This is a genomic window from Microbacterium sp. NPDC055442 (assembly GCF_053644215.1).
In genome coordinates this window covers 450,265-469,190 of the sequence record NZ_JBSHLF010000003.1, presented here as the reverse complement: position 1 = coordinate 469,190, position 18,926 = coordinate 450,265, and the positions used below count along the sequence as shown (strand labels likewise).

The window sequence follows — 18,926 nt, the reverse complement described above, 5'->3', positions numbered from 1 at the left end:
TTACTCGACCAGCGACTCTTCGCCGTTGGCCCAGGTGACGACCGTGCCCTCGACACGCACGTCATGGCCGTCGACGAAGGTCAGACCGCTACGTCCCTGAGCCGCGGCGAATCCCGCGTTCCCGACGGCGACGAGGCCTTCCTGGATGCCCTCGCGGGTCGAGCAGCCCGTCTCCTTGATGCCGTGGGCGATCCACCAGATCGCGTCATAGCCCTCGGCGTTGTAGGTGTTGGGCAGACGGCCGTCGTACGCGGAGCCGAACAGCTTCACGAAGTTCTTCGCGTCCTCGTCTTCCATGGCGGGCGTGAAGGCGACGGGGTACACGATGCCCTCGACCGCGGCACCGCCGTCGGCGACCATTCCGCCGGCCTGCGAAGGCGTGCCGACGATCTGTCCCTTGTAGCCGGCGTCACGAAGCTGGTTCATGAAGGTGATCGAAGGCGCGGGCAGGATGAGCATGATCACGGCGTCAGGGTTCTCGTTGGCGATGACCTGCGCCTGGTTGGTGTAATCCTGCGTCGTCGACTGCACCTCCTGCGAGGAGAGGATCTCCAGCCCGAGCTCGTTGGCCAGCTCCGGAATCTGAGTCTTGCCCATCTCCGCAAAAGTGGGGAACGTGCCGTTGTAGATCACAGAGACGGTCTTGTAGCCGTTGTCTGCGACCCACTCCACCACCGAGTTGTAGTAGGTCCCCGTGGGCGGGGTCGCGCGGAAGGTCCAGTCGTTGATGACGACACCTTCAGAGCCCGCCTGCGTGAAGATGGTCGGGACCTGAGCCTTGCCGACGGCCGGCGCGACAGCGATGGCCGACTGGCTGCTCGCCGGGCCGATGACGGCCATGACGTCAGGGTTGTTGAGCATCTTCGTCGTCTCGGCGCTGGCGCGGTCCGTCTCGCTGGCCGTGTCAGCGACCTCGATGGAGAGCGTCACTCCGTCGCCGAGGTAACCCGTCTCGTTGATCTCTTCGATCGCGGTCTCGGCACCCTCCAGCACGCCGACGCCGGCGAAGAAGGAGCCGCCAGACTGCTCGTTCACCATGCCGATGACGATGTCATCCGCAATGGCACAGGTGGTATCGACGTCCCCGTCGGCTGCGGGCGCATCCGCAGCACCGCATGCGGTCAGCGCGAACGCGCCGAGGGCGATGACGGATGCTGCACCGATGGTCTTCGTCAAGAGCTTTCTTGCCGTGAGCATAAGAATCCCTTCGCTGTGTCGCCCGTGATCATCATTAATCTCGGGCGGTGGGTCTTCGACGATGAAGACCGTGGCTAATCATACATATGGTGATCACTGATATGTCAACGGGCCGAAAATGGCCCTCATTCCAGCGCGAGAAGCTCCCGAGGAGTCGCAGCCGCCACCTGGCGCAACACCGCCTCAGGCACGCCGAGCTCCCAGAGTTGACTCACATAGCTCTGCAGCCCGGCTGCCGGGTGCGGGAGGTGCTGGGTCCAGCCGAAGTCACTGGAGAGCACGACCTGCGTGTGGGGGAGGACGGCGAGTGCTTCGGCGACCTGCGTTGCTTTCGCGGGGTTCCCCGCACAGGTGTGCGCGGCGAACTCGATGAACATCCCCCGTTGCGCCAGCTCCACGCACTGCGATTTCGTGAGCTCGGGACCGGCGCCGTTTCCGTGCATCGCATGGGTGGCGACGACCTTGCCTCTTCCCGCCATGGCGTTCGCCACCGCGAAATGCTCGTCGGCAGTGATGTGTCCGGTGGCGAGGACAGCGTCGTACTCGATCACGAGGTCCACGATCGCCGCGACGTCCGGGAGGAGCACACCGCCCTGGTCTGCAACGGCGAACCTCTCGGATGTGCCGAACAGCTGCTCCGTGCGCCGGCTGGTGAGGGCAGAGACCGTGGGCAACCAGACCACGCGCGCGCCCGCGCGAAGCGCCACTTCGACCGCGAAGGGATTGATCCCGCCGACCGGATGATCCAGTGTGATGCCGCCAAAGATCTCGATCCCGGGCACAGCATCAGCCGCCAACTGCGCGGCGAGCACGGAGGGGAACTCGTGCGGCTTCAAGACGATGGCGCCCATCCCGTGCTCCCGGGCCTCGCCGGCGGCCTGAATCGGGTCGACCGAGTGTCGCGAGCCCGAGATGATGTCCAGCATCGGTTCGGGTCCGTAGTGAACGTGCATGTCGATCGCGCCCTCGATCAGGACGTGGTGACCCCGCAGTTCCCTGCGTGCGCTGCTCATGTTTCATCCACCGTCTTCACGAGACTCATTCGGCGGTCATGCCGCCGTCGGCGAGGATCGATTGGCCGGTGATGAAAGAAGCGTCGTCGGAGGCGAGGAAGGCGACCAATGCGGCGATCTCCTCGGGCCGTCCACGCCTGCCCATGGGGATGTCGAGCGGCTTGCTCCCGCCCGCAGCCGCACTCGCGCCGTGCGGGGTGATCGTCGTCGTGTTCTGCCACAGGTTCGTCTCCACCGGCCCCGGGCACGCGCTGTTGACTCGGATGTGACGGGCGGCATATTCCACTGCGAGCGTTTGGGTGAGCATCCGGATCGCCCCCTTGGACGCACGATACGCCGCTCGCCCGCCTCCGCCCGAGGCGATGAAGGACGACGTCGATCCACAGAAGACGATCGCGCCGCCCCCGAGCTCCATCATCGACGGAAGGCATGCCTGGGCAGCGAAGAAGCTGCCGTTGAGGTTGATGTCGAGCACGCCCTGCCACTCGTCCGCCGACAGATCGTGGCTCGGCACCGGGTGAGCCGCCACTCCTGCTGCCGTGAAGAGCACAGACGGGCGCCCGAGGGCTTGTGAGAGCGCCGCGACCGCGTCGCGCGTCTGGTCCAGCGATCGGACGTCCACGCCCCCCGCGACCGCGGCCTTCCCGCCGCCATCCTCGATCTCCCGCGCTACCGCGCGGGCGCTGTCTCCGTTCAGGTCCACCAGCCCGACCGCCGCGCCTTCGGCCGCCAGCCGCTTGGCCGCCGCCGCACCGATCCCCGAGCCCGCTCCGGTGATGATCGCCGTGCGATCACGCAGGCGTGTCGTGAAATCCATCCGGTTCCCTTCCTCCCCCTGCTCAGCAGGATCGACCTCGTGACCGTCGCGGGTCACCTTGCGATGTACGGCAGCACCTCATCGCGGAACATCCGCAGCGTCTCGAGCATGCGCTCGTGCGGGAAGTCGTACCACTGCATGCGGAGCACGACATCCGTGACGCCGATCTCCTCGAGCGCGCGCAGGTGCTCGATCGCCCCGGCGGGATCGGTGAAGATGTAGGCGTCGCGCGCCTTCTGCTCCGCGGCCTGCGCGTTGGACAGCTGCGCGTAGTCGGGTGTCGTGTCGGGCGCGTTGTAGGCGCCGTACTCGGCGGTGAGTCGGGTACGCGCGGCGGTGCCCTCCTCCAGCGCGCGATCGCGGTCCGCGTGCAGGACGAGTTCGCGGCGCACCATGAACCGGTCCTGCGTCTGGGCACCCAGATCGGCGCGTGCCGCACGGTAGAGCCGGATCGCTCGCTCGAGCCGGTCCCCCGTGACGTGCGGAGGAACGATCCACGCATCGCCGAGCCGCGCCGCCCGTTCGATGCCGACCCGATGGGCGCCCGCACCGATGAAGATGGGGATGCCGCCCTCGCGGACCGGGGGCAGGCTGATCCGCTCGTCCTCGATGCGGAAGTGCGTGCCGGCATACGTCACCCGCTCGCCCGACCACAGCCTGCGGATGATCTCGATCGACTCGGTGTAGCGGCCGATGCGCTCCTCCATCGGGACGCCGAACGCCGCGAACTCGTTCTCGCGGTATCCCATCCCGAACCCTGCGAGAGCGCGCCCCCCGGACAGGGCGTCCAAAGTGGCGAACTCCTCGGCGACACCCACGGGGTGCCGAAGCGGCAGGATGTACATGTTCGTCCCGAGCCCCAGATCACCCGAGACATCGACGATCGACGACAGCGCCTGAAGCGGCTGCAGGGTCGGCATGGTGCCCAGGTAGTGCTGCAGCACCCACAGCGATTCGACGCCGCTCTTCGATGCCTCCTGCGCCTGCTCGCGCATCTGCGCGACGCGCAGGGCGATGTCGGCATCCCGCGGGAAGTCGTTCTGCAGGGCGAGTCCGAACCTGAGTGCCATGTGCTTCTCCTCTGTACGACGGTCAGTTCCGTGCAGCCGCGGCGTCGATGTCGTCGCCGCGGACGAGCGCGTCGACGACGACCGCCCCCTCCCCCGGCGCTCCGACGATGACGGGGTTGAGATCCAGTTCACTCAGCTGCGGACACCGGGCGGCGATCTGCGACACGCGCACCAGGAGCCCGACGAGCGCATCCACGTCTCCGCGACGCCCACGGAAGCCCTCGAGCAGTCGCGTCACCCGCAGCCGTCCGAGCGCGGTGCGGACATCCGCCTCCGTGGCGGGGCACGCGATGAAGGTCTTGTCGTCGAGCAGTTCGGCGAGCACGCCGCCCGCGCCCACCAGCATGACCGGCCCGAACGAGGGGTCGCGCGTGACGCCGACGATGAACTCGACGCCGCTGTACTGCCGGGCCACGAGGAGGCCGTCCAGATCCACACCGTGCTCACGCGCCGCGGCGCGGATCCCGTCCGCGGCCAGGACGAGACCGCGATCGTCGCGGATGCCGGTCGCGACCAGTCCGTACTCGGATTTGTGCGCGACGCCCGGTGCGACGCCCTTGAGGACGACGGGATACCCCACGGGCGAGACCGTCGCGTCAAGCGGCACGACACACTCGTCGCTGACGGGGATCCCGAGGCCCGCGAGCCAGGCCTTGGCCTTCGCCTCGTCCCGCATCGCGTCGGCGTCCCACTGCACCGCCTCCCCCGGCTCACCGGCTTCGGCCGAGGCGTCGGCCGATCCGCTCGTGCCGGCGACCACGAGCGCCCGGATCGCCCGGGCCGCATCATCGAAGAAGAGGACGCCTTCGTCGCGGAGCATCTGCTCCCGCCACTCGGTGAGGCCCCGCGAGGACCACGCGGTCAGGACGACCGGGACCGCTGAACCGCGCATCGCCTTCACGATCGGGGGCATCAGTCGCCGAGAATCGAACTCTCCCCACGTGGGAAGCGCGACGACGATGAGGTCGAACTCCGCCGAGCGCTCCAGGGCGCCGAAGACGCGACCGAGCATCTCGTCGTCGCCGATGACCTGGCCCGTGAGATCGAGCGGGTTGCCCGGCGTCCCGAACCTCATGATGTCCGCGAGCCCGGCGACGAGCCCCTCGGACAGGTCGGGCATCGTCAGGCCCGCCCCCTCCGCGAGATCGGCGACATAGCCGCACTCGCCGCCGGAGGGTGAGACGACCAGGACCCGGTCCCCGCCGACGGCGCCGAGGTGCTGGCGCACGCGCGCCGCGTCGACGAGATCATCGAGGGTGTCCACGACGATCACGCCCATCGCACCGACGAGATCACGGAAGACCGCGAATTCGCCCGCCATCGCGCCCGTGTGGCTCTGCGCGCTGCGCATGCCCGCCTGCGAGCGGCCGGCTTTGACGCACAGGATGGTCTTCCCCGCCGCGCGCACGCGCGCAACGGCCCGCCGGAATCGGGGGACGTCGCGCAGCTGCTCGACGTAGAGGAGGACGGTCGACGTCGCGGCATCGTCGGCGAGCGCGTCGAGCACGTCCGCGACATCCACATCCGCCTCGTTGCCGAGGCTCAGCATCGCGCGGATGCCGACGCCATCGCCCTGCGCGCGGTTGAACAGATTCGTCGCCATGCCGCCGGACTGACTCACGATCGTGACGTCTCCCGGCGACTGCTGGACGGTGATGTTGAGCGTCGTCACCGAGACGGCGTTGTCGAGGACCGACAGCACGCCGATGCAGTTGGGACCGATGACGCGCATCCCGGCGGACCAGGCGAGGTCGCGAATCCGGCGCTGCGCATCCTCCCCGGCGTCGCCTTCCTCGGCGAAGCCGGATGCGTTGACGACGACGTTGCGCACACCCGCAGCGGCGCACTCGCCGATGATCTCCTCGACCTTGTCTGCACCGACGAGGATGTAGGCGAGGTCCACCCGCTCGGGCACATCCACGATCGACCGGTAGCTCGCGAGGCCTCGCACGTCGCCCTCGCGCCGCGTGACGGGATAGATCGCGCCGTCGTAGCCGGTGCGAAGCAGGTTCGCGATCGGCCTCCCGTTGTGCCGGCCTTCATCCGCCGAAGCGCCGATCACCGCGATCGAACGCGGCGCGAGCAGCGATCCGAGATCCAATGCCGGACGTCGTCCCTCTGCCGCGTTCACGGTGCCTCCTTGCTCCGAAAATCGATCGAGTCGATATATATGATCATCATCATAAACTATTTGCGCCTCAGGGCGACGATCACCAGAACCCCGAGCAGAGCGGATGCCGCAAGTCCGGGCACGGCGAAGTTCAGCACGACACCCGCGGGGTCGGGGAACACCTGGCCCTGCGAGTACGACGCGATGATGGCGCCCGAGAGTGCCGCACCCACGGAGCCCCCCACCGTGCGCAGCAGCTGATTGAAGCTCATGGCGCTGCCGAAGTCCGTCGCCTTGACGTGGCGGCCGATGAGCAGCGGCATCACGCCGTAGGCGATCCCCATCCCCAGACCTGCCACGAGCATGCCGAGGTAGAAGGTCACGGACCAGCCGTGCGCGAACACGAGGAGCCCGCTTGCCAGGGCGGCACCGGCAACTCCCGCCGCGAGCGCCCAGACGACAGGACGCCCCTCGGTGCCGATCCGCACGGACAGCTTGCCCACCGCGATGCTGGAGACGTAGGCCCCGAGCGTGAGCGGCAGCATGATCCACCCCGCCTGGGCGACGGTCCAGGCGTACCCGTACCCCGTCGAATGCGGCGCCTGACCGACGATTCCGCTGCCGGAGGCGACCATGTAGACCGTCATGCCGAACACGAGCGTGACGAGATTGGCCAGCAGGACGCCCGCCCCCAGCGATCCGCGCAGATCGATGACGGGATGCGGGACGCGCAGCGCCTGCCACACCCAGCACGCCAGGGCGAGCACCCCCACCGCGAGCGCCACCAGGCCGATCGGCGCGAGCCAGCCCAGGGTGGGCCCCTCCGCGATGTAGAAGAGGACGCCGCAGAGCCCGCCGCCCAGCAGCACGGCACCCAGATAGTCGAAGCGATGCCGCACCGGCTCGACGACGGTGCGCAAGGGCACGATCGCGGGGGAGACGGCGACGAGCGCCAGCAGTATGTAGCCCGCACCGAACCAGAAGGCGGTCGAGAAGGAGCCCACCTCGGCGAGCAGACCCGTGATCGGGTAGCCGAGCCCCGTCCCCACGGCACCCGAGACCGCCAGGCCCGCCAGGGCGCTGCGCAGCACGCGGGGCTCGCTCACCGAGCGGCGCGCGAGGGCGGCGGCGACGGGGAACAGCGCATAGGAGGGTCCTTGGAGGATCCGCCCGAGAAGGAACACCGCAAAGTTCGGGGCGAGGGCGCACACGACCGAGCCGATGCCGATCGAGAGGATCGCCAGCATCATGACGCGGCGCGGACGCCCCCCGTCGCTGAGTCGCCCGAGGATGGGGGTCGCCACGACGCCGGCGATGAGATTCGCCGTGAGCATCCACTGCGCCGTGGCCACCTCGACGTCGTATGCAGCCGCGATCGAGGGAACCAGCAGAATGCCGAGCGAGCTGACGATCCCCGCGCCGAGGGCCGCAAAGGTGATGCCGAATGCGGCGCTGCGATCACTCCCCGTCCGCATCCTCGCCGCTCAGGAAAGCCGCGCGGCGACGTGCTCGCTGGCGACGAGCCCCGTCGTGAACGCGTGGGTCAGGCCGTTGCCGGGCAGGTAGGTGTCCACCCCGGTGCCCGAGATCCCGGCGGCCACTCCGCCGCACGCGTACAGACCGGGGACGACCGCGCCGTCCACCGTCACGACGCGGCAGCCCGTGTCGACGGTCAGGCCGCCCTGCGTGTGGATGACCCCCGCCGAGACCCGAGCTCCGTAGAAGGGCGCGGCGAGCGGGACCCGCGTGGTCGCCTTGCGACCCAGCTCGTCCACGTCCGACCCCGCCGCGGCATTGAACCGGGCCACCTCGTCGGCGACGGCATCCGCGGGCAGGGCGAAGGCGTCCGCCAGTTCCTCCAGCGAGTCGAACCGCCGCACGGCGCCCACCGTCCACGCCTCTTCGTACGCGCCGTTGCGCAGCGCGGCGGAGTGGACGCGGTCGTCGTAGATCTCGACGGCTTCGCTGCCGGGAAGCGGGATCATGAACCGTGAGAAGCCCGAGTTCGTCGTATCCTCCGGGGCGAAGCGGCGCCCATCCGACCCGACGATGATGCTGCCGAGCGCCGGAAGCGCGCCGCCCATGCGCGTGCCGTACTTGGGGTTGAGGTGACTGTGCCCTTCGTATGCCGTCATGTACGCCGTGCCGGCACCCAGCCGCATCCCGATCTCGATGCCGCGCCCGTCGCTGTTCTCCGAGCCCCAGTAGGGAAGCTCTGCGACAGCCTCGCCGATGTATCGGCGCACCATGTCGCGGTTGGCGCCGAATCCGTTCGAGGCGAGGATGACGTGCTCGGCGAGGATCGACTCCGTCGCGTCGTCCTGCGCGAAGGTGACACGCAGCAGATCACCCTCGGGAACGACGTCGAGCACCTCCGCGCCGTCCACAAGGTCGATCAGCTCGTCATCGCGCATGCGTGCGCGCATCTCGCGCACGAGCTCGTCGCCGGTCTCGGACGCCATCGCGTGCATCCGGTAGGTCGAGTGACCCGAGTAGAGCACGCTCGTATCGAGGTGCATCTTCAGCCCCATGCTGTCCACGAGGAAGTGGATGACGTCGGCCGAGCGCCGCGCGACCATCTCGACGATCGCCGCGTCCGCGACCCCCTTGTTCTGGGCCATCAGGTCGGCGTAGTGCCGGGAGGGCGAGTCCTCGATGTCGCTCTCGGCCTGGAATCGTGTCCCCGAGCCCTGAATGAGACCACCCGAGAACTGCGCGTTGCAGCCTACCCGCAGGCTCTTCTCCAGGATGACGGCCGGGTGCCCGGCTGCCGACAGGCTCATCGCCGCGATCATCCCTGCCGCCCCCGCTCCCACGATGACGACGGGGATGACGTCCTCCGAGCTCACTTCCCCTCGTCCCCCTCGCCGGGGTCGGGGAGCGAACCCTTGACGTACGGCTCGCCGAGCGCTGTGAAGAACCACGTGCGGTGCTCTCCGTCGAACAGCTCGCCCGCGCGAGACTCGATCCAGGGCTTGCGCCCGTTCGCGAGCGCATCGGCGCGCTCGGCTCGCTGATAGGCCTGCGCGCGCTTGGCGTCCTCGAGCTTGCCCTCGGGGATCTCGTAGATCGCAAGGTAGCGATATTCCGCGCTCTCGTTCTGGTTCGGGGCGAGTTCGAACCGCTGCGCGGACTCGAGTCCGTCGAGCTTGTTGACGACATCCACGAGGTGGACGTTCGTGTACCAGTCGTTGAACTCTGCGTCGAGTTCCGGCTTCGAGTTCGAGAGCACGACCATGACGTGGGCGGGCATATGAATCCTCCGGGAGTCGTATCGAGTGTGGGAGAGCGGACTACCCGGGCCAGCCGGGGATCCTCATCGGAAGGTCGGCCTCCGTGGGTGCCCCATCGGCCCAGCGGATCCGCTTGAGGCTGCGGAAGCCGTCGACCGTGTCCTCCGGGCGCATCGAGTAGAAGAAGTTCAAGGAGCGCCGACGGAAGAGCCAGCGGCCGTCATCCTTGACGTAGTCGTCGTAGTAGCGGTACGCCGCGAAGTGGATCTCGCCGTTCAGGAGCAGTTCGGCATGACCCGAGACGACGCCCTTGACGTGCGGGCGTCCTGGCGGGGACGGCTGCACGTCGAGCACCTGCGAGTGCGTCACATGGTTCGTGAACTCGTACCGGTCCGCCGAGGCGAGGAAGAAGGCGCGCACGGCGTCGCGGCCGCTGACGACCTTGCCGATGCGCTCGAACTCGCCGTCCTCCGCGAAGAAGTCCAAGAGATCGTCGAAGCGCTTGTCGTCGCGAGCCAGGGAGTAGCGGGCGATCAGCTCCTGGAGCTCCAGCCGATCCTCGACGGTGAGCGCAGGCGCCTCGGTCACGCCTCCGCCACGGGGCGGCACATCGCCATACCCGCGCGCTTGCAGATCAGGACGATCTCATCACGCTGATTGATGCCGCGATGCTCGAACCACACGATCCCCCGCGTGGGGTCGCTCTGCGAGAGCCGCTTGTCGAGGATCGTCGTCTCGGCGCGCAGGGTGTCGCCCGCGAACACGGGGTTCGGGAACTTGACGTCCTCGTATCCGAGGTTGCCCAGCGAGGTCTGGAAGACGAGGTTCGGAACGGTCATGCCGCCGATGAGGCCCATCGTGAACAGGCTGTTCATGAGCGGTCGCCCGTACGGAAGCGTCTTGGCGTACTCGACATCGAGGTGGATCGGTGCGACGTTCATGGTGAGCGAGGTGAACAGCACGTTGTCCATCTCCGTCACGGTGCGCGTGAGCGGGTGCACAACGACGGCGCCCGGTTCCATCTCTTCGAAATACAAGCCCTTCATCGGCTCTTCGTCCTCTCGTCGTGCACGCCCGTCATCGGGCGTGGAGTGATTCGATCTGGTCTGCGTGGGCGAGCCATGCGCGCGCCTTGTCCAGATGCGCCTTGTCGATGTGCCCACCCTCGTAGATGACGGCGCCCGCACCCTGTGCCGCGGCGGCGTTGTAGGCCTCGATCATCCCCTCGAAGAAGCGGCGCTTCTCGGGATCGGGCCCGTAGACCTCGTTGATGACGGGCACGTGACTCGGGTGGATCGCGATCTGCCCGCGGAAGCCGATCTGGCGGCCCTGGATCGAGAAGGCGCGCAGACCCTCGAGGTCATGCACGCGCTCCCACAGGCCCGTCATCGGGTGAACGCCCGCCGCTCGCGCGGCGAGCTGCACGCGGGTGCGGACCGCGAGGGTTTCGAGCCCTTCCGGGGTCCATTCGAAGCCGATCTCGCGCGCCACGTCGGCGTGCTCGGCCGTGGATCCGAGGATCGAGCCGATCCTCGGCGTGGCCGCGGCGATCTCCTCGCAGTTCACGACGGCGCGCGCCGTCTCCATGGGGACGACGAGCTTGACGTTCTCGGCACCGTTGCGGACCTCGAAGTGGTCCAGGAGCGTCTCGAAGCGCTGCGCGTCCAGAGCCGTCTCGACCTTGGGGGCGAAGATCGCGTCGAGGCCGGGCCCGACGACCGCCTCCATGTCCGCGCCGGTCTGCCCCGTCGACAGCCCGTTGACGCGGACGAGGATCCCGATCTTCTCGTTGTGCTCGCGGACGCGCTCGATCGATTCCCGTACGAGCGCGCGCGCTTCGGGCTTGAGCTCTTCGGGGACGGAGTCCTCGAGGTCCAGCGTGATCGCGTCGGCTCCCGAGGCGATCGCCTTGTCCACCCAGGACACTCGGTGTCCCGGAACGAAGAGCATTGAGCGATACGGGTGCATGCGATCCCTTTCAGCAACGTCGGTGTTGCGATGCGCCGACCTGTGATCGGTCTTCCGCGCCATCAATTAATGGGTATCATACACATAGATTACGAACAGAGGAGCGGTTCATGGAAGAACTCTCACCCGACGTCGAAGAGGAAATTCGTCAAGCGGTTCGCGCTGTATGCCTGAAGTTTCCGGATGCCTACTGGGCCAACGCCGACGAGACTCACACGTTCCCGTGGGAGTTCTACCACGCAATGGCCGAAGAGGGCTGGCTGGGCATCACCACACCCGAACAATACGGCGGCGGAGGCGCGGGCGTGCAGGCCGCGTCGATCCTCATGCAGGAAGTCGCCGGCAACGGCGGCGGCCTGAACGCGGCGACGACCGTCCAGGTCGCGCTGTTCGGATTGGAGCCCGTGCTCAAGCACGGCACCGAGGAGCAGCGGCAGAAGTACCTCCCCGAAGCCATCGCGGGCCGCCTGCAGGTGTGCTTCGCCGTCACCGAGCCCGACGCGGGAACCGAGACGACGGCCATCACGACGTTCGCCAAGAAGGTCGAAGGCGGGTACATCGTCAACGGCCGCAAGGTGTTCATCTCGCGGGCGCTGGAAGCGGACCGGATGCTGCTGATCACGCGCACGGCGCCGAAGGACGCCGGGGCGAAGCCCACGGACGGCATGACGCTGTTCTTCACGAAGGTCGACCGCGACCACGTGCAGATCAACCCGATCCCCAAGCTCGGTCGCAACGCGATCGCGACGAACGAGCTGGTCATCGAAGACCTCTTCGTCCCCGACGAGGACGTCGTGGGTGAAGAGGGCAAGGGGTTCAAGTACCTGCTCAGCGGCCTGAACGCCGAGCGCATCATCGTCGCCGCGCTGTGCCTGGGCATCGGCCGCGCCGCACTGAAGAAGGCGACGGAGTACGCGAAGGAGCGCGTGGTCTTCTCCCGCCCGATCGGGATGAACCAGGGCGTGCAGTTCCCGCTGGCTGATTCGCTCGCCAAGCTCGACGCGGTCGATCTGCTCATCCGCAAGGCCGCCATCCTCTACGACGCGGGCGAGCCGTGCGCGAAGGAGGCCAACGAGGCGAAGTACCTCGCGAGCGAGTGGGCTTTCGAGGCCGCGGACCGGGCGATCCAGATCCACGGCGGATACGGCTATACGAAGGAGTACCACGTGGAGCGGTACTGGCGTGAGGTGCGCGTCGAGCGCATCGCTCCGATCAGCAACGAGCTGATCCTCGCCTTCCTTGGCGAGAAGGTGCTGGGTCTCCCCCGCTCCTATTGAACGAATGCATGCGTCCCTCGTCAGCGGCCTGTCCGGCTCCGACGGGAGCGTCGCATTTTCTGGCTGCCCGCGTCGTCGGGCGCTCATTGCTGCGGCGAAGCCCACACACATGAGGATGGCTCTTCATGTGAGCCACATGATTACCATTATTATCATTACCTACTGCTGGCATCGGTGCCGCAGTTGCTCCTGGAAGGACGCAATCCTATGCGCGCTGGCATCACCCTCTCCGATGTGCCGAAGTCACGGCCCCCCGCAGAGCAGTTCTCGGACGTGCAGCGCATCGTGGCCGCCGCGCAAGAAGCGGGTTTCCGCGACATCGCCCTCGGACAGCACTTCCTCTACGGGCAGATGCGCTGGCTGCAGCCCGTGCCACTCCTCGCCCGGCTGGCCGCCGAGGTCGACAGCGACGTCCGCCTCATCACGAACGTGATGATCGGCCCCATGTACCACCCCGTCCTGCTCGCCGAGGAGCTCGCAACCCTGGACATCGTCACGGAAGGCCGCTTCGTCTTCGGCGTGGGGATCGGCTACCGCCCCGAGGAGTTCGACGCCTTCGACGTCCCGTTCAAGGAGCGCGGTGCACGCCTGGACGAGATGCTCCAGCTCATGAAGATGCTGTGGACGCAGGATGTCGTCGACTTCGAGGGGCGCTTCTGGTCTCTTAGCGGAGCGACACCGCACATCCACCCCGTGCAGGACCCCCACCCGCCCATCTGGGTCGGCGGTACGGCGCCGGCGGGCGCCCGACGGGCGGGTCGCCTCGGCGACGGCTACATTCCCAACCCTGAAGCCACCGCCGATGAAGTCGAAGCACGCTATCGCCTCGTGCGCGAGCATCGTCTCGCGCGCGGACTGGAGATGCGCGCGATGCCGCTGCGCCGCAACATCATGCTCGGCTCGAGCATCGAGGACGCCACCTCGAAGTACGTCGCCCTCTCGCAGGAGCGCTACCTCGCCTATGCCTCCAGGGGCCTGGACCTGTACGACAACGCCGATCTCGAGGCTCAGTTCGCCGAAACGGTCCGCGCCCATGCCATCCTCGGGACCGCACAGGAGTGCGTCTCCCAGATCGCCGACCTCGCCGGGCGCATGCCGATCGAGACGCTCATGTTCCGTTCCCAGTGGACGGACGAGCCGACCCAGGGCGCACTGGACCTCGTGACCGAGCTGGGCGACGAGGTCGTCCCCGGGATCTCGGCCCTGCCGGTCCTCAGCGACTTCCCCGACTGAGTGCGGGAAGCGCCCGCACACGAAGGATGCCCCCGGACCGGGCGGTCCGGGGGCATCCTTCGTGTCAAATCAGTTCTCCCACCTCTTGATCAGCGCCGCGAGCGCCTGCCCGCCGCCGATGCACATCGTGACGACGGCGTACTCCAGATCGCGGCGGTGCAGATCCAGCGCCGCGCGCACCGTGAGGATCGCGCCGGTCGCACCCACGGGGTGCCCGAGCGCGATCGCGCCGCCATACGGATTCACCCGAGACGTATCCAGACCGCCGTCGCGGATCACCGCGACCGCCTGCGAGGCGAACGCCTCGTTGAGCTCGAACACGTCGACATCCGAAGGCGACAGGCCCGTCTGCTCCCACAAGCGAGCAAGCGCGAACACGGGCGCGTAGCCCATCAGCTCGGGCTCGTTCCCGGCCGTGACGACCGCCTCGATCGTCGCGAGACCCGACAGGCCCCGGGCACTGACGTCCGACGAACGCATCAGCACCGTCGCCGCGGCGCCGTCGTTGATGCCCGACGCGTTGCCGGCCGTGACCGACCCGCCCTCCTGGAACACGGGCTTGAGCCCCGCGAGCGTCTCGAGAGTCGTCTCCGGACGCGGGTGCTCGTCGACCGACACCTCGACCGGCCGCCGACCGCCGGAAGACACGGCGACGATCTCTTCCGCGAAGGCCGCGCGCGCAGCATCCGTCGATGCCCGTCGCTGGGATTCGAGCGCGAACTCGTCCTGCTCGGCCCGCGAGACGCCGTACTTGTCGGCGACGTTCTCGGCCGTGACGCCCATGTGCTTCTTACTGAACGGGTCGGTCAGGATCGCGATCGTGCCGTCGAGCAGCTTGCGGTCGCCCAAACGCGCGTTGCCGCGGGCGTTGAAGTCGAGGAACGGCGTGCGCGACATCGACTCGTCGCCACCGGCGACGACGACGTCGACCCCGCCCCACAACAGCTCCTGCGCGCCCGACCAGATCGCCTGCAGGCCCGAGCCGCACAGCCGATTGACGTTGAAGGCCGGCACCCGAGACGACAGCCCCGCCGCGAGCGCGACCCGGCGCGCGTTGTACGCGTCGGGCCCCACCTGCGAGATGTTGCCCATCACGACCTCGCCGACCTCGGACCCGTCGACGCCGGAGCGCGACAGCGCCTCGGTGACGGCGGCCGCACCGAGCTCGTACGCGTCGACGTCCTTCAGCGCACCGCCGAACGACCCGACGGGTGTTCGCGCGCCGCCGAGGATGACGACCTTGTCGCGCGTCATCCCGCGGACTCCTCGGCACGCTCGGCGGCAGCGAGCATCGCGTCATCCGGAACGTAGCCCTCGATGTGACGCTCCTCCGGGCCGTTGTACTCCGACAGCGGGCGGATGAGCGCGTTGGAGGCGAGCTGCTCGAGGACGTGCGCCGTCCAGCCCGTGACGCGCGCCGCGACGAACAGCGGCGTGAAGGTCAGCGTGTCGAAGCCCATCAGGTTGTAGGCCGGCCCCGACGGGTAGTCGAGGTTGGGGTAGATGCCCTTGCGCGAGACGAACTCGGATTCGAGCTCGTCGTAGAGCGCCTCGACGTCGGGGCGGTCGTAGTGCTCGACGAGCGTGTCCAGCGCCGCCTTCATCGTCGGCACGCGCGAGTCGCCGCGCTTGTAGACGCGGTGCCCGAAGCCCATGATCTTGCGCTTCTCGGCGAGTGCCGCATCGAGCCACGCGCCGACGTTGCCGGCCTCGCCGATCTCGTCGAAGATGTGCAGCACGGCCTCGTTCGCCCCGCCGTGCAGCGGTCCCTTGAGCGCGCCGATCGCACCGACGACGGCCGAATAGAGGTCGGACAGCGTCGAGGCGATGACGCGGCTCGTGAACGTCGAGGCGTTGAACGAGTGCTCGGCATACAGGATCATCGAGCGGTTGAACGCGTCGATCACGACGTCGTCGACGTCTTCGCCGAACGTCATCCACAGGAAGTTGGCGGCGTAATCCAGGTCATCGCGCGGGGGCACGGGCTCCTGCCCGCGCCGGCGGCGCTGACCGTAGGCCACGATGGCCGGAAGAGCCGCGAACAGACGGATGCTGCGGGCCAGGTTCTCGTCGGGATTGCCCGACGCGTCCAGCACCGATCCCGTGCCGGCGAGGTCGCGCGCACCGATCAGCGAGACCGCCGTGCGCAGCTCGTCCATGGGGTGGGCATCCAGCGGCACGCGGTCGATGACGGCACGCACGTCGGGGTGCAGCGCCCGGTACTCGCGCTCGACGGCCCGCAGCTGTGCCAGCTCGACGTCGGACGGCAGTTCGCCGTGCCACAGCAGGTACGCGACCGCCTCGAAGGGCTGCGTCGCGGCGAGCTCCTGGACGGGATACCCGCGGTACAGCAGGGAGTTCGTCTCGGGGTTGACCTTCGAGACCGCCGTGTAGTCGACGACGACTCCGGCAAGGCCCTTCTTGATGTCGGTCATTTCAGTCCTTACTGATCTGGAAGTTGAAGACGTTCGTGTCGAAATGGTTGTACTGCTCGTAGTCGATCAGCTCGTAGAGGTCGGCGCGGTGCTGCATCTCGCCGAGCTTCGACGTGAGATGCCCCTCGTCCGTGAGCGTATCGAGAGCACGGGATGCCGCACCCATCGCGATGCGCAGGAGTGACACGGGCCAGATCACGATGTTCACCCCGACATCGCGCAGCTGGTCGACCGAGAACAGGTCGCTCTTGCCGAACTCCGTCATGTTCGCGAGGATCGGCACGTCGACGGCGCCGCGGATCGCCGCGAACTCCTCGAGCGAGCGCATCGCCTCGGGGAAGATCGCATCGGCCCCCGCGTCGACGAGCGCCTTCGCGCGGTCGATCGCGGCATCCACCCCGTCGACCGCGGCGATGTCGGTGCGCGCCATGATGAGGAAGTTCGGGTCGCGCCGCGCGTCGGCGGCCGCGCGGATGCGCTTGATCGCGGTGTCCTCGTCGACGACGGACTTGCCGTCGAGGTGGCCGCACCGCTTGGGGTTGATCTGGTCTTCGATGTGCGTGCCCGCCAGGCCCGCGTCCTCGAGCGTCTGGATCGTGCGCGCGACGTTCATCGGCTCGCCGAAGCCCGTGTCGGCGTCGATGATCGCGGGCAGGTCGGTCATGCGCGCGATCTGCTGTCCGCGCGCGGCGACCTCGGTGAGCGTCGTCAGCCCGATGTCGGGCAGGCCGAGGTCGGCCGAGAGCACGGCGCCCGAGATGTAGACACCCTCGAAGCCCTTGCGCTCGATGAGCCGGGCGCTGAGCGGGTTGAACGCGCCGGGGAACCGCAGCAGCTCCCCCGTCGCGAGCCGCTCGCGGAACGCCCGCCGCTTCTCGGCGGCGTTCACGGTCGAGTACAGCATCAGCGCCCCCCTCCCGCCCGTTGACTTGCGCCCAATGCCGACGACACGCCGCGCGCGCCGGGCACAAGGCGCAAGTCAACAGACGGGGCGCGGTGCGCAGCGCGCGAGCCGGCGAGCGAGCCGGCGAGCGGGAGGACGCGCATCAGAAGAGGCCCTTGGGAGCGGGCGCCGAAGCCAGGATGCCGGGCTTCGCGACGATCGTGAGCTGCTGCACCTCGGCCGGCGTCAGCTCGGGCAGGCGCTCGGCGAGGTCGAGGAAGCGCTCGATCTCGGCCGCGTCGAGCACGGGCTCGGCGAGGATCCGGAACTTGCGCACGTAGTCGGCACGGGCGAACGGCCGGGCGCCGAGCGGGTGCGCGTCGGCGACGGCGATCTCGTCCTCGATCACGGTGCCGTCGGTCAGGGTGATGACGACGCGGCCGCCGAAGGCCTTCTCGTTCGGGTCGTCCGAGTGGTAGCGGCGCGTCCACTCGGCGTCCTCGGCCGTCGTGACCTTGTGCCACAGCGCCACGGTGTCCTCGCGGCCCGCGCGCTCGGGAGCGTACGAGTCGACGTGGTGCCAGCCGCCGTCCTGCAGTGCGACGGCGAAGATGTACGGGATCGAGTGGTCGAGCGTCTCGCGCGACGCCGTCGGGTCGTACTTCTGCGGGTCGTTCGCGCCCGAGCCGATGACGTAGTGCGTGTGGTGCGACGTGTGCAGCACGATCGACTCGACGTTCGCCGGGTCGGTCGCCTCGGGGTGCTCGCCGTTCAGCTTGCGCGCGAGGTCGATCCACGCCTGCGCCTGGTATTCGGCCGAGTGCTCCTTCGTGTACGAATCGAGGATGCCGCGCTTGGCCTCGCCCGCAGCGGGCAGCGGCACGTCGTATGACGCGTCGGGTCCGTCGAGCATCCACGCGACGACACCGTCTTCGCCTTCGTAGATGGGCGACGGCGAGGTCTCGCCGCGCATCGCGCGGTCGACCGCCTCGACGGCGAGCTTGCCGGCGAACGCGGGGGCGTGGGCCTTCCACGTCGAGATCTCGCCCTTGCGCGACTGGCGGGTCGCCGTCGTCGTGTGGAGCGCCTGGCCGACGGCCTGGTAGATCGTCTCGACGTCGAGGCCGAGGAGCGTGCCGATGCCGGCGGCGGCCGACGGGCCGAGGTGGGCGACATGGTCGATCTTGTGCTTGTGCAGGCAGATGGCGCGCACGAGGTCGATCTGGATCTCGTAGCCGGTCGCGAGGCCGCGCACGAGCGCGGCGCCGTCGGAGCCGACGTGCTGGGCGACGGCGACGATCGGCGGGATGTTGTCGCCGGGGTGCGAGTAGTCGGCCGCGAGGAAGGTGTCGTGGTAGTCGAGTTCGCGCACGGCCACGCCGTTGGCCCACGCCGCCCACTCGGGCGACGTGCGACGCTCGAGCGAGCAGCCGAAGATGGTCGCCCCGTCGCCCGAGACCGACACGGCGTGGTCGAGCGCCTGCTGGCGGGCCGCGCTCACGGGGCGGCGCGTGAGCGACGCGGCGGCGACCGCGGCGTTGTCGATGACGCGGTTGATGATCATGTCGACGACGTCGGCGTCGACCTCGACGGGGTCGGTGGCGACCTCGGCGATGTGCCAGGCCAGCTGGTCTTCGCGCGCGAGGTTCTCTTCGCTGCGGTGGACGCGGAGGTGGTGGGTGACGGTCAT

17 protein-coding genes are annotated in these 18,926 nt (G+C 68.4%); 2 read left to right on the top strand and 15 right to left on the bottom strand.

Translation table 11 applies throughout. The annotated features are described in order from the left end of the window. From ACWIBS_RS09510 to ACWIBS_RS09460, 11 genes are all read right to left on the bottom strand, one after another. Positions 1–1,176, bottom strand: coding sequence for an ABC transporter substrate-binding protein (locus ACWIBS_RS09510; RefSeq protein ID WP_376129111.1), 1,176 nt, complete (start codon positions 1,174–1,176; stop codon positions 1–3). Between the two features lie 146 nt (positions 1,177–1,322). Further along, complete coding sequence (locus ACWIBS_RS09505) at positions 1,323–2,210, bottom strand: DUF6282 family protein (protein ID WP_376129112.1); 888 nt, start codon at positions 2,208–2,210, stop codon at positions 1,323–1,325. Between the two features lie 25 nt (positions 2,211–2,235). After that, a complete protein-coding gene (locus ACWIBS_RS09500) occupies positions 2,236–3,027 on the bottom strand; it encodes an SDR family NAD(P)-dependent oxidoreductase (RefSeq protein ID WP_454136864.1) in 792 nt (263 codons plus the stop codon). Between the two features lie 53 nt (positions 3,028–3,080). Next, the gene (locus tag ACWIBS_RS09495) at positions 3,081–4,097 is read right to left on the bottom strand and encodes an LLM class flavin-dependent oxidoreductase (protein ID WP_376129116.1); all 1,017 of its coding nucleotides are present in this window, start codon (positions 4,095–4,097) and stop codon (positions 3,081–3,083) included. A gap of 22 nt (positions 4,098–4,119) precedes the next feature. Further along, positions 4,120–6,228 (bottom strand): acetate--CoA ligase family protein, encoded by a 2,109-nt coding sequence (locus tag ACWIBS_RS09490; protein WP_376129118.1) that lies wholly within the window; start codon positions 6,226–6,228, stop codon positions 4,120–4,122. A gap of 56 nt (positions 6,229–6,284) precedes the next feature. Continuing rightward, complete coding sequence (locus ACWIBS_RS09485) at positions 6,285–7,682, bottom strand: MFS transporter (protein WP_376129120.1); 1,398 nt, start codon at positions 7,680–7,682, stop codon at positions 6,285–6,287. 9 nt (positions 7,683–7,691) lie between these two features. Continuing rightward, a complete protein-coding gene (locus ACWIBS_RS09480) occupies positions 7,692–9,056 on the bottom strand; it encodes an FAD-dependent oxidoreductase (protein ID WP_376129121.1) in 1,365 nt (454 codons plus the stop codon). Continuing rightward, positions 9,053–9,460, bottom strand: a complete 408-nt coding sequence (locus ACWIBS_RS09475; protein WP_376129123.1) for a hypothetical protein — start codon at positions 9,458–9,460, stop codon at positions 9,053–9,055. The genes ACWIBS_RS09480 and ACWIBS_RS09475 overlap by 4 nt, the downstream gene beginning before the upstream one ends. A gap of 40 nt (positions 9,461–9,500) precedes the next feature. Continuing rightward, positions 9,501–10,028, bottom strand: a complete 528-nt coding sequence (locus tag ACWIBS_RS09470; protein WP_376129124.1) for a nuclear transport factor 2 family protein — start codon at positions 10,026–10,028, stop codon at positions 9,501–9,503. After that, the gene (locus ACWIBS_RS09465) at positions 10,025–10,486 is read right to left on the bottom strand and encodes a MaoC family dehydratase (RefSeq protein ID WP_376129125.1); all 462 of its coding nucleotides are present in this window, start codon (positions 10,484–10,486) and stop codon (positions 10,025–10,027) included. Before ACWIBS_RS09465 ends, ACWIBS_RS09470 begins: the two co-directional genes overlap by 4 nt. A 31-nt stretch (positions 10,487–10,517) precedes the next feature. Next, positions 10,518–11,390: an HpcH/HpaI aldolase/citrate lyase family protein gene (locus tag ACWIBS_RS09460; protein WP_454136910.1), complete on the bottom strand. Its 873-nt coding sequence runs from the start codon at positions 11,388–11,390 to the stop codon at positions 10,518–10,520. A 128-nt stretch (positions 11,391–11,518) separates the two neighbouring features. On the opposite strand from ACWIBS_RS09460, the gene ACWIBS_RS09455 reads away from it, so the two are divergent. Then, positions 11,519–12,685: an acyl-CoA dehydrogenase family protein gene (locus ACWIBS_RS09455; protein ID WP_376129129.1), complete on the top strand. Its 1,167-nt coding sequence runs from the start codon at positions 11,519–11,521 to the stop codon at positions 12,683–12,685. Between the two features lie 207 nt (positions 12,686–12,892). Next, positions 12,893–13,918: an LLM class flavin-dependent oxidoreductase gene (locus ACWIBS_RS09450; protein ID WP_376129131.1), complete on the top strand. Its 1,026-nt coding sequence runs from the start codon at positions 12,893–12,895 to the stop codon at positions 13,916–13,918. Between the two features lie 69 nt (positions 13,919–13,987). On the opposite strand, the gene ACWIBS_RS09445 is transcribed toward ACWIBS_RS09450, so the two are convergent. The 4 genes from ACWIBS_RS09445 to ACWIBS_RS09430 form a co-directional block, all read right to left on the bottom strand. Beyond that, positions 13,988–15,172, bottom strand: coding sequence for a thiolase family protein (locus tag ACWIBS_RS09445; RefSeq protein ID WP_376129132.1), 1,185 nt, complete (start codon positions 15,170–15,172; stop codon positions 13,988–13,990). Then, complete coding sequence (locus ACWIBS_RS09440) at positions 15,169–16,353, bottom strand: bifunctional 2-methylcitrate synthase/citrate synthase (protein WP_376129134.1); 1,185 nt, start codon at positions 16,351–16,353, stop codon at positions 15,169–15,171. The genes ACWIBS_RS09445 and ACWIBS_RS09440 overlap by 4 nt, the downstream gene beginning before the upstream one ends. Before the next feature lies 1 nt (position 16,354). Further along, positions 16,355–17,257 carry a methylisocitrate lyase gene (prpB, locus tag ACWIBS_RS09435; RefSeq protein ID WP_376129136.1) on the bottom strand — a complete coding sequence of 301 codons (903 nt, stop codon included), beginning with the start codon at positions 17,255–17,257 and terminating at the stop codon, positions 16,355–16,357. Positions 17,258–17,399: 142 nt separating this feature from the next. Continuing rightward, the gene (locus ACWIBS_RS09430; RefSeq protein ID WP_376129138.1) at positions 17,400–18,926 is read right to left on the bottom strand and encodes an MmgE/PrpD family protein; all 1,527 of its coding nucleotides are present in this window, start codon (positions 18,924–18,926) and stop codon (positions 17,400–17,402) included.

What these genes read in the sequence shown, in the direction of transcription:
- ACWIBS_RS09505 (WP_376129112.1), bottom strand. Translation starts at nt 2,210, where the DNA reads ATGAGCAGCGCACGCAGGGAACTGCGGGGTCACCACGTCCTGATCGAG.
- ACWIBS_RS09500 (WP_454136864.1), bottom strand. Translation starts at nt 3,027, where the DNA reads ATGGATTTCACGACACGCCTGCGTGATCGCACGGCGATCATCACCGGA.
- ACWIBS_RS09495 (WP_376129116.1), bottom strand. Translation starts at nt 4,097, where the DNA reads ATGGCACTCAGGTTCGGACTCGCCCTGCAGAACGACTTCCCGCGGGAT.
- ACWIBS_RS09485 (WP_376129120.1), bottom strand. Translation starts at nt 7,682, where the DNA reads ATGCGGACGGGGAGTGATCGCAGCGCCGCATTCGGCATCACCTTTGCG.
- ACWIBS_RS09475 (WP_376129123.1), bottom strand. Translation starts at nt 9,460, where the DNA reads ATGCCCGCCCACGTCATGGTCGTGCTCTCGAACTCGAAGCCGGAACTC.
- ACWIBS_RS09465 (WP_376129125.1), bottom strand. Translation starts at nt 10,486, where the DNA reads ATGAAGGGCTTGTATTTCGAAGAGATGGAACCGGGCGCCGTCGTTGTG.
- ACWIBS_RS09460 (WP_454136910.1), bottom strand. Translation starts at nt 11,390, where the DNA reads ATGCTCTTCGTTCCGGGACACCGAGTGTCCTGGGTGGACAAGGCGATC.
- ACWIBS_RS09455 (WP_376129129.1), top strand. Translation starts at nt 11,519, where the DNA reads ATGGAAGAACTCTCACCCGACGTCGAAGAGGAAATTCGTCAAGCGGTT.
- ACWIBS_RS09450 (WP_376129131.1), top strand. Translation starts at nt 12,893, where the DNA reads ATGCGCGCTGGCATCACCCTCTCCGATGTGCCGAAGTCACGGCCCCCC.
- ACWIBS_RS09445 (WP_376129132.1), bottom strand. Translation starts at nt 15,172, where the DNA reads ATGACGCGCGACAAGGTCGTCATCCTCGGCGGCGCGCGAACACCCGTC.
- ACWIBS_RS09440 (WP_376129134.1), bottom strand. Translation starts at nt 16,353, where the DNA reads ATGACCGACATCAAGAAGGGCCTTGCCGGAGTCGTCGTCGACTACACG.
- prpB (WP_376129136.1), bottom strand. Translation starts at nt 17,257, where the DNA reads ATGCTGTACTCGACCGTGAACGCCGCCGAGAAGCGGCGGGCGTTCCGC.
- ACWIBS_RS09430 (WP_376129138.1), bottom strand. Translation starts at nt 18,926, where the DNA reads ATGACCGTCACCCACCACCTCCGCGTCCACCGCAGCGAAGAGAACCTC.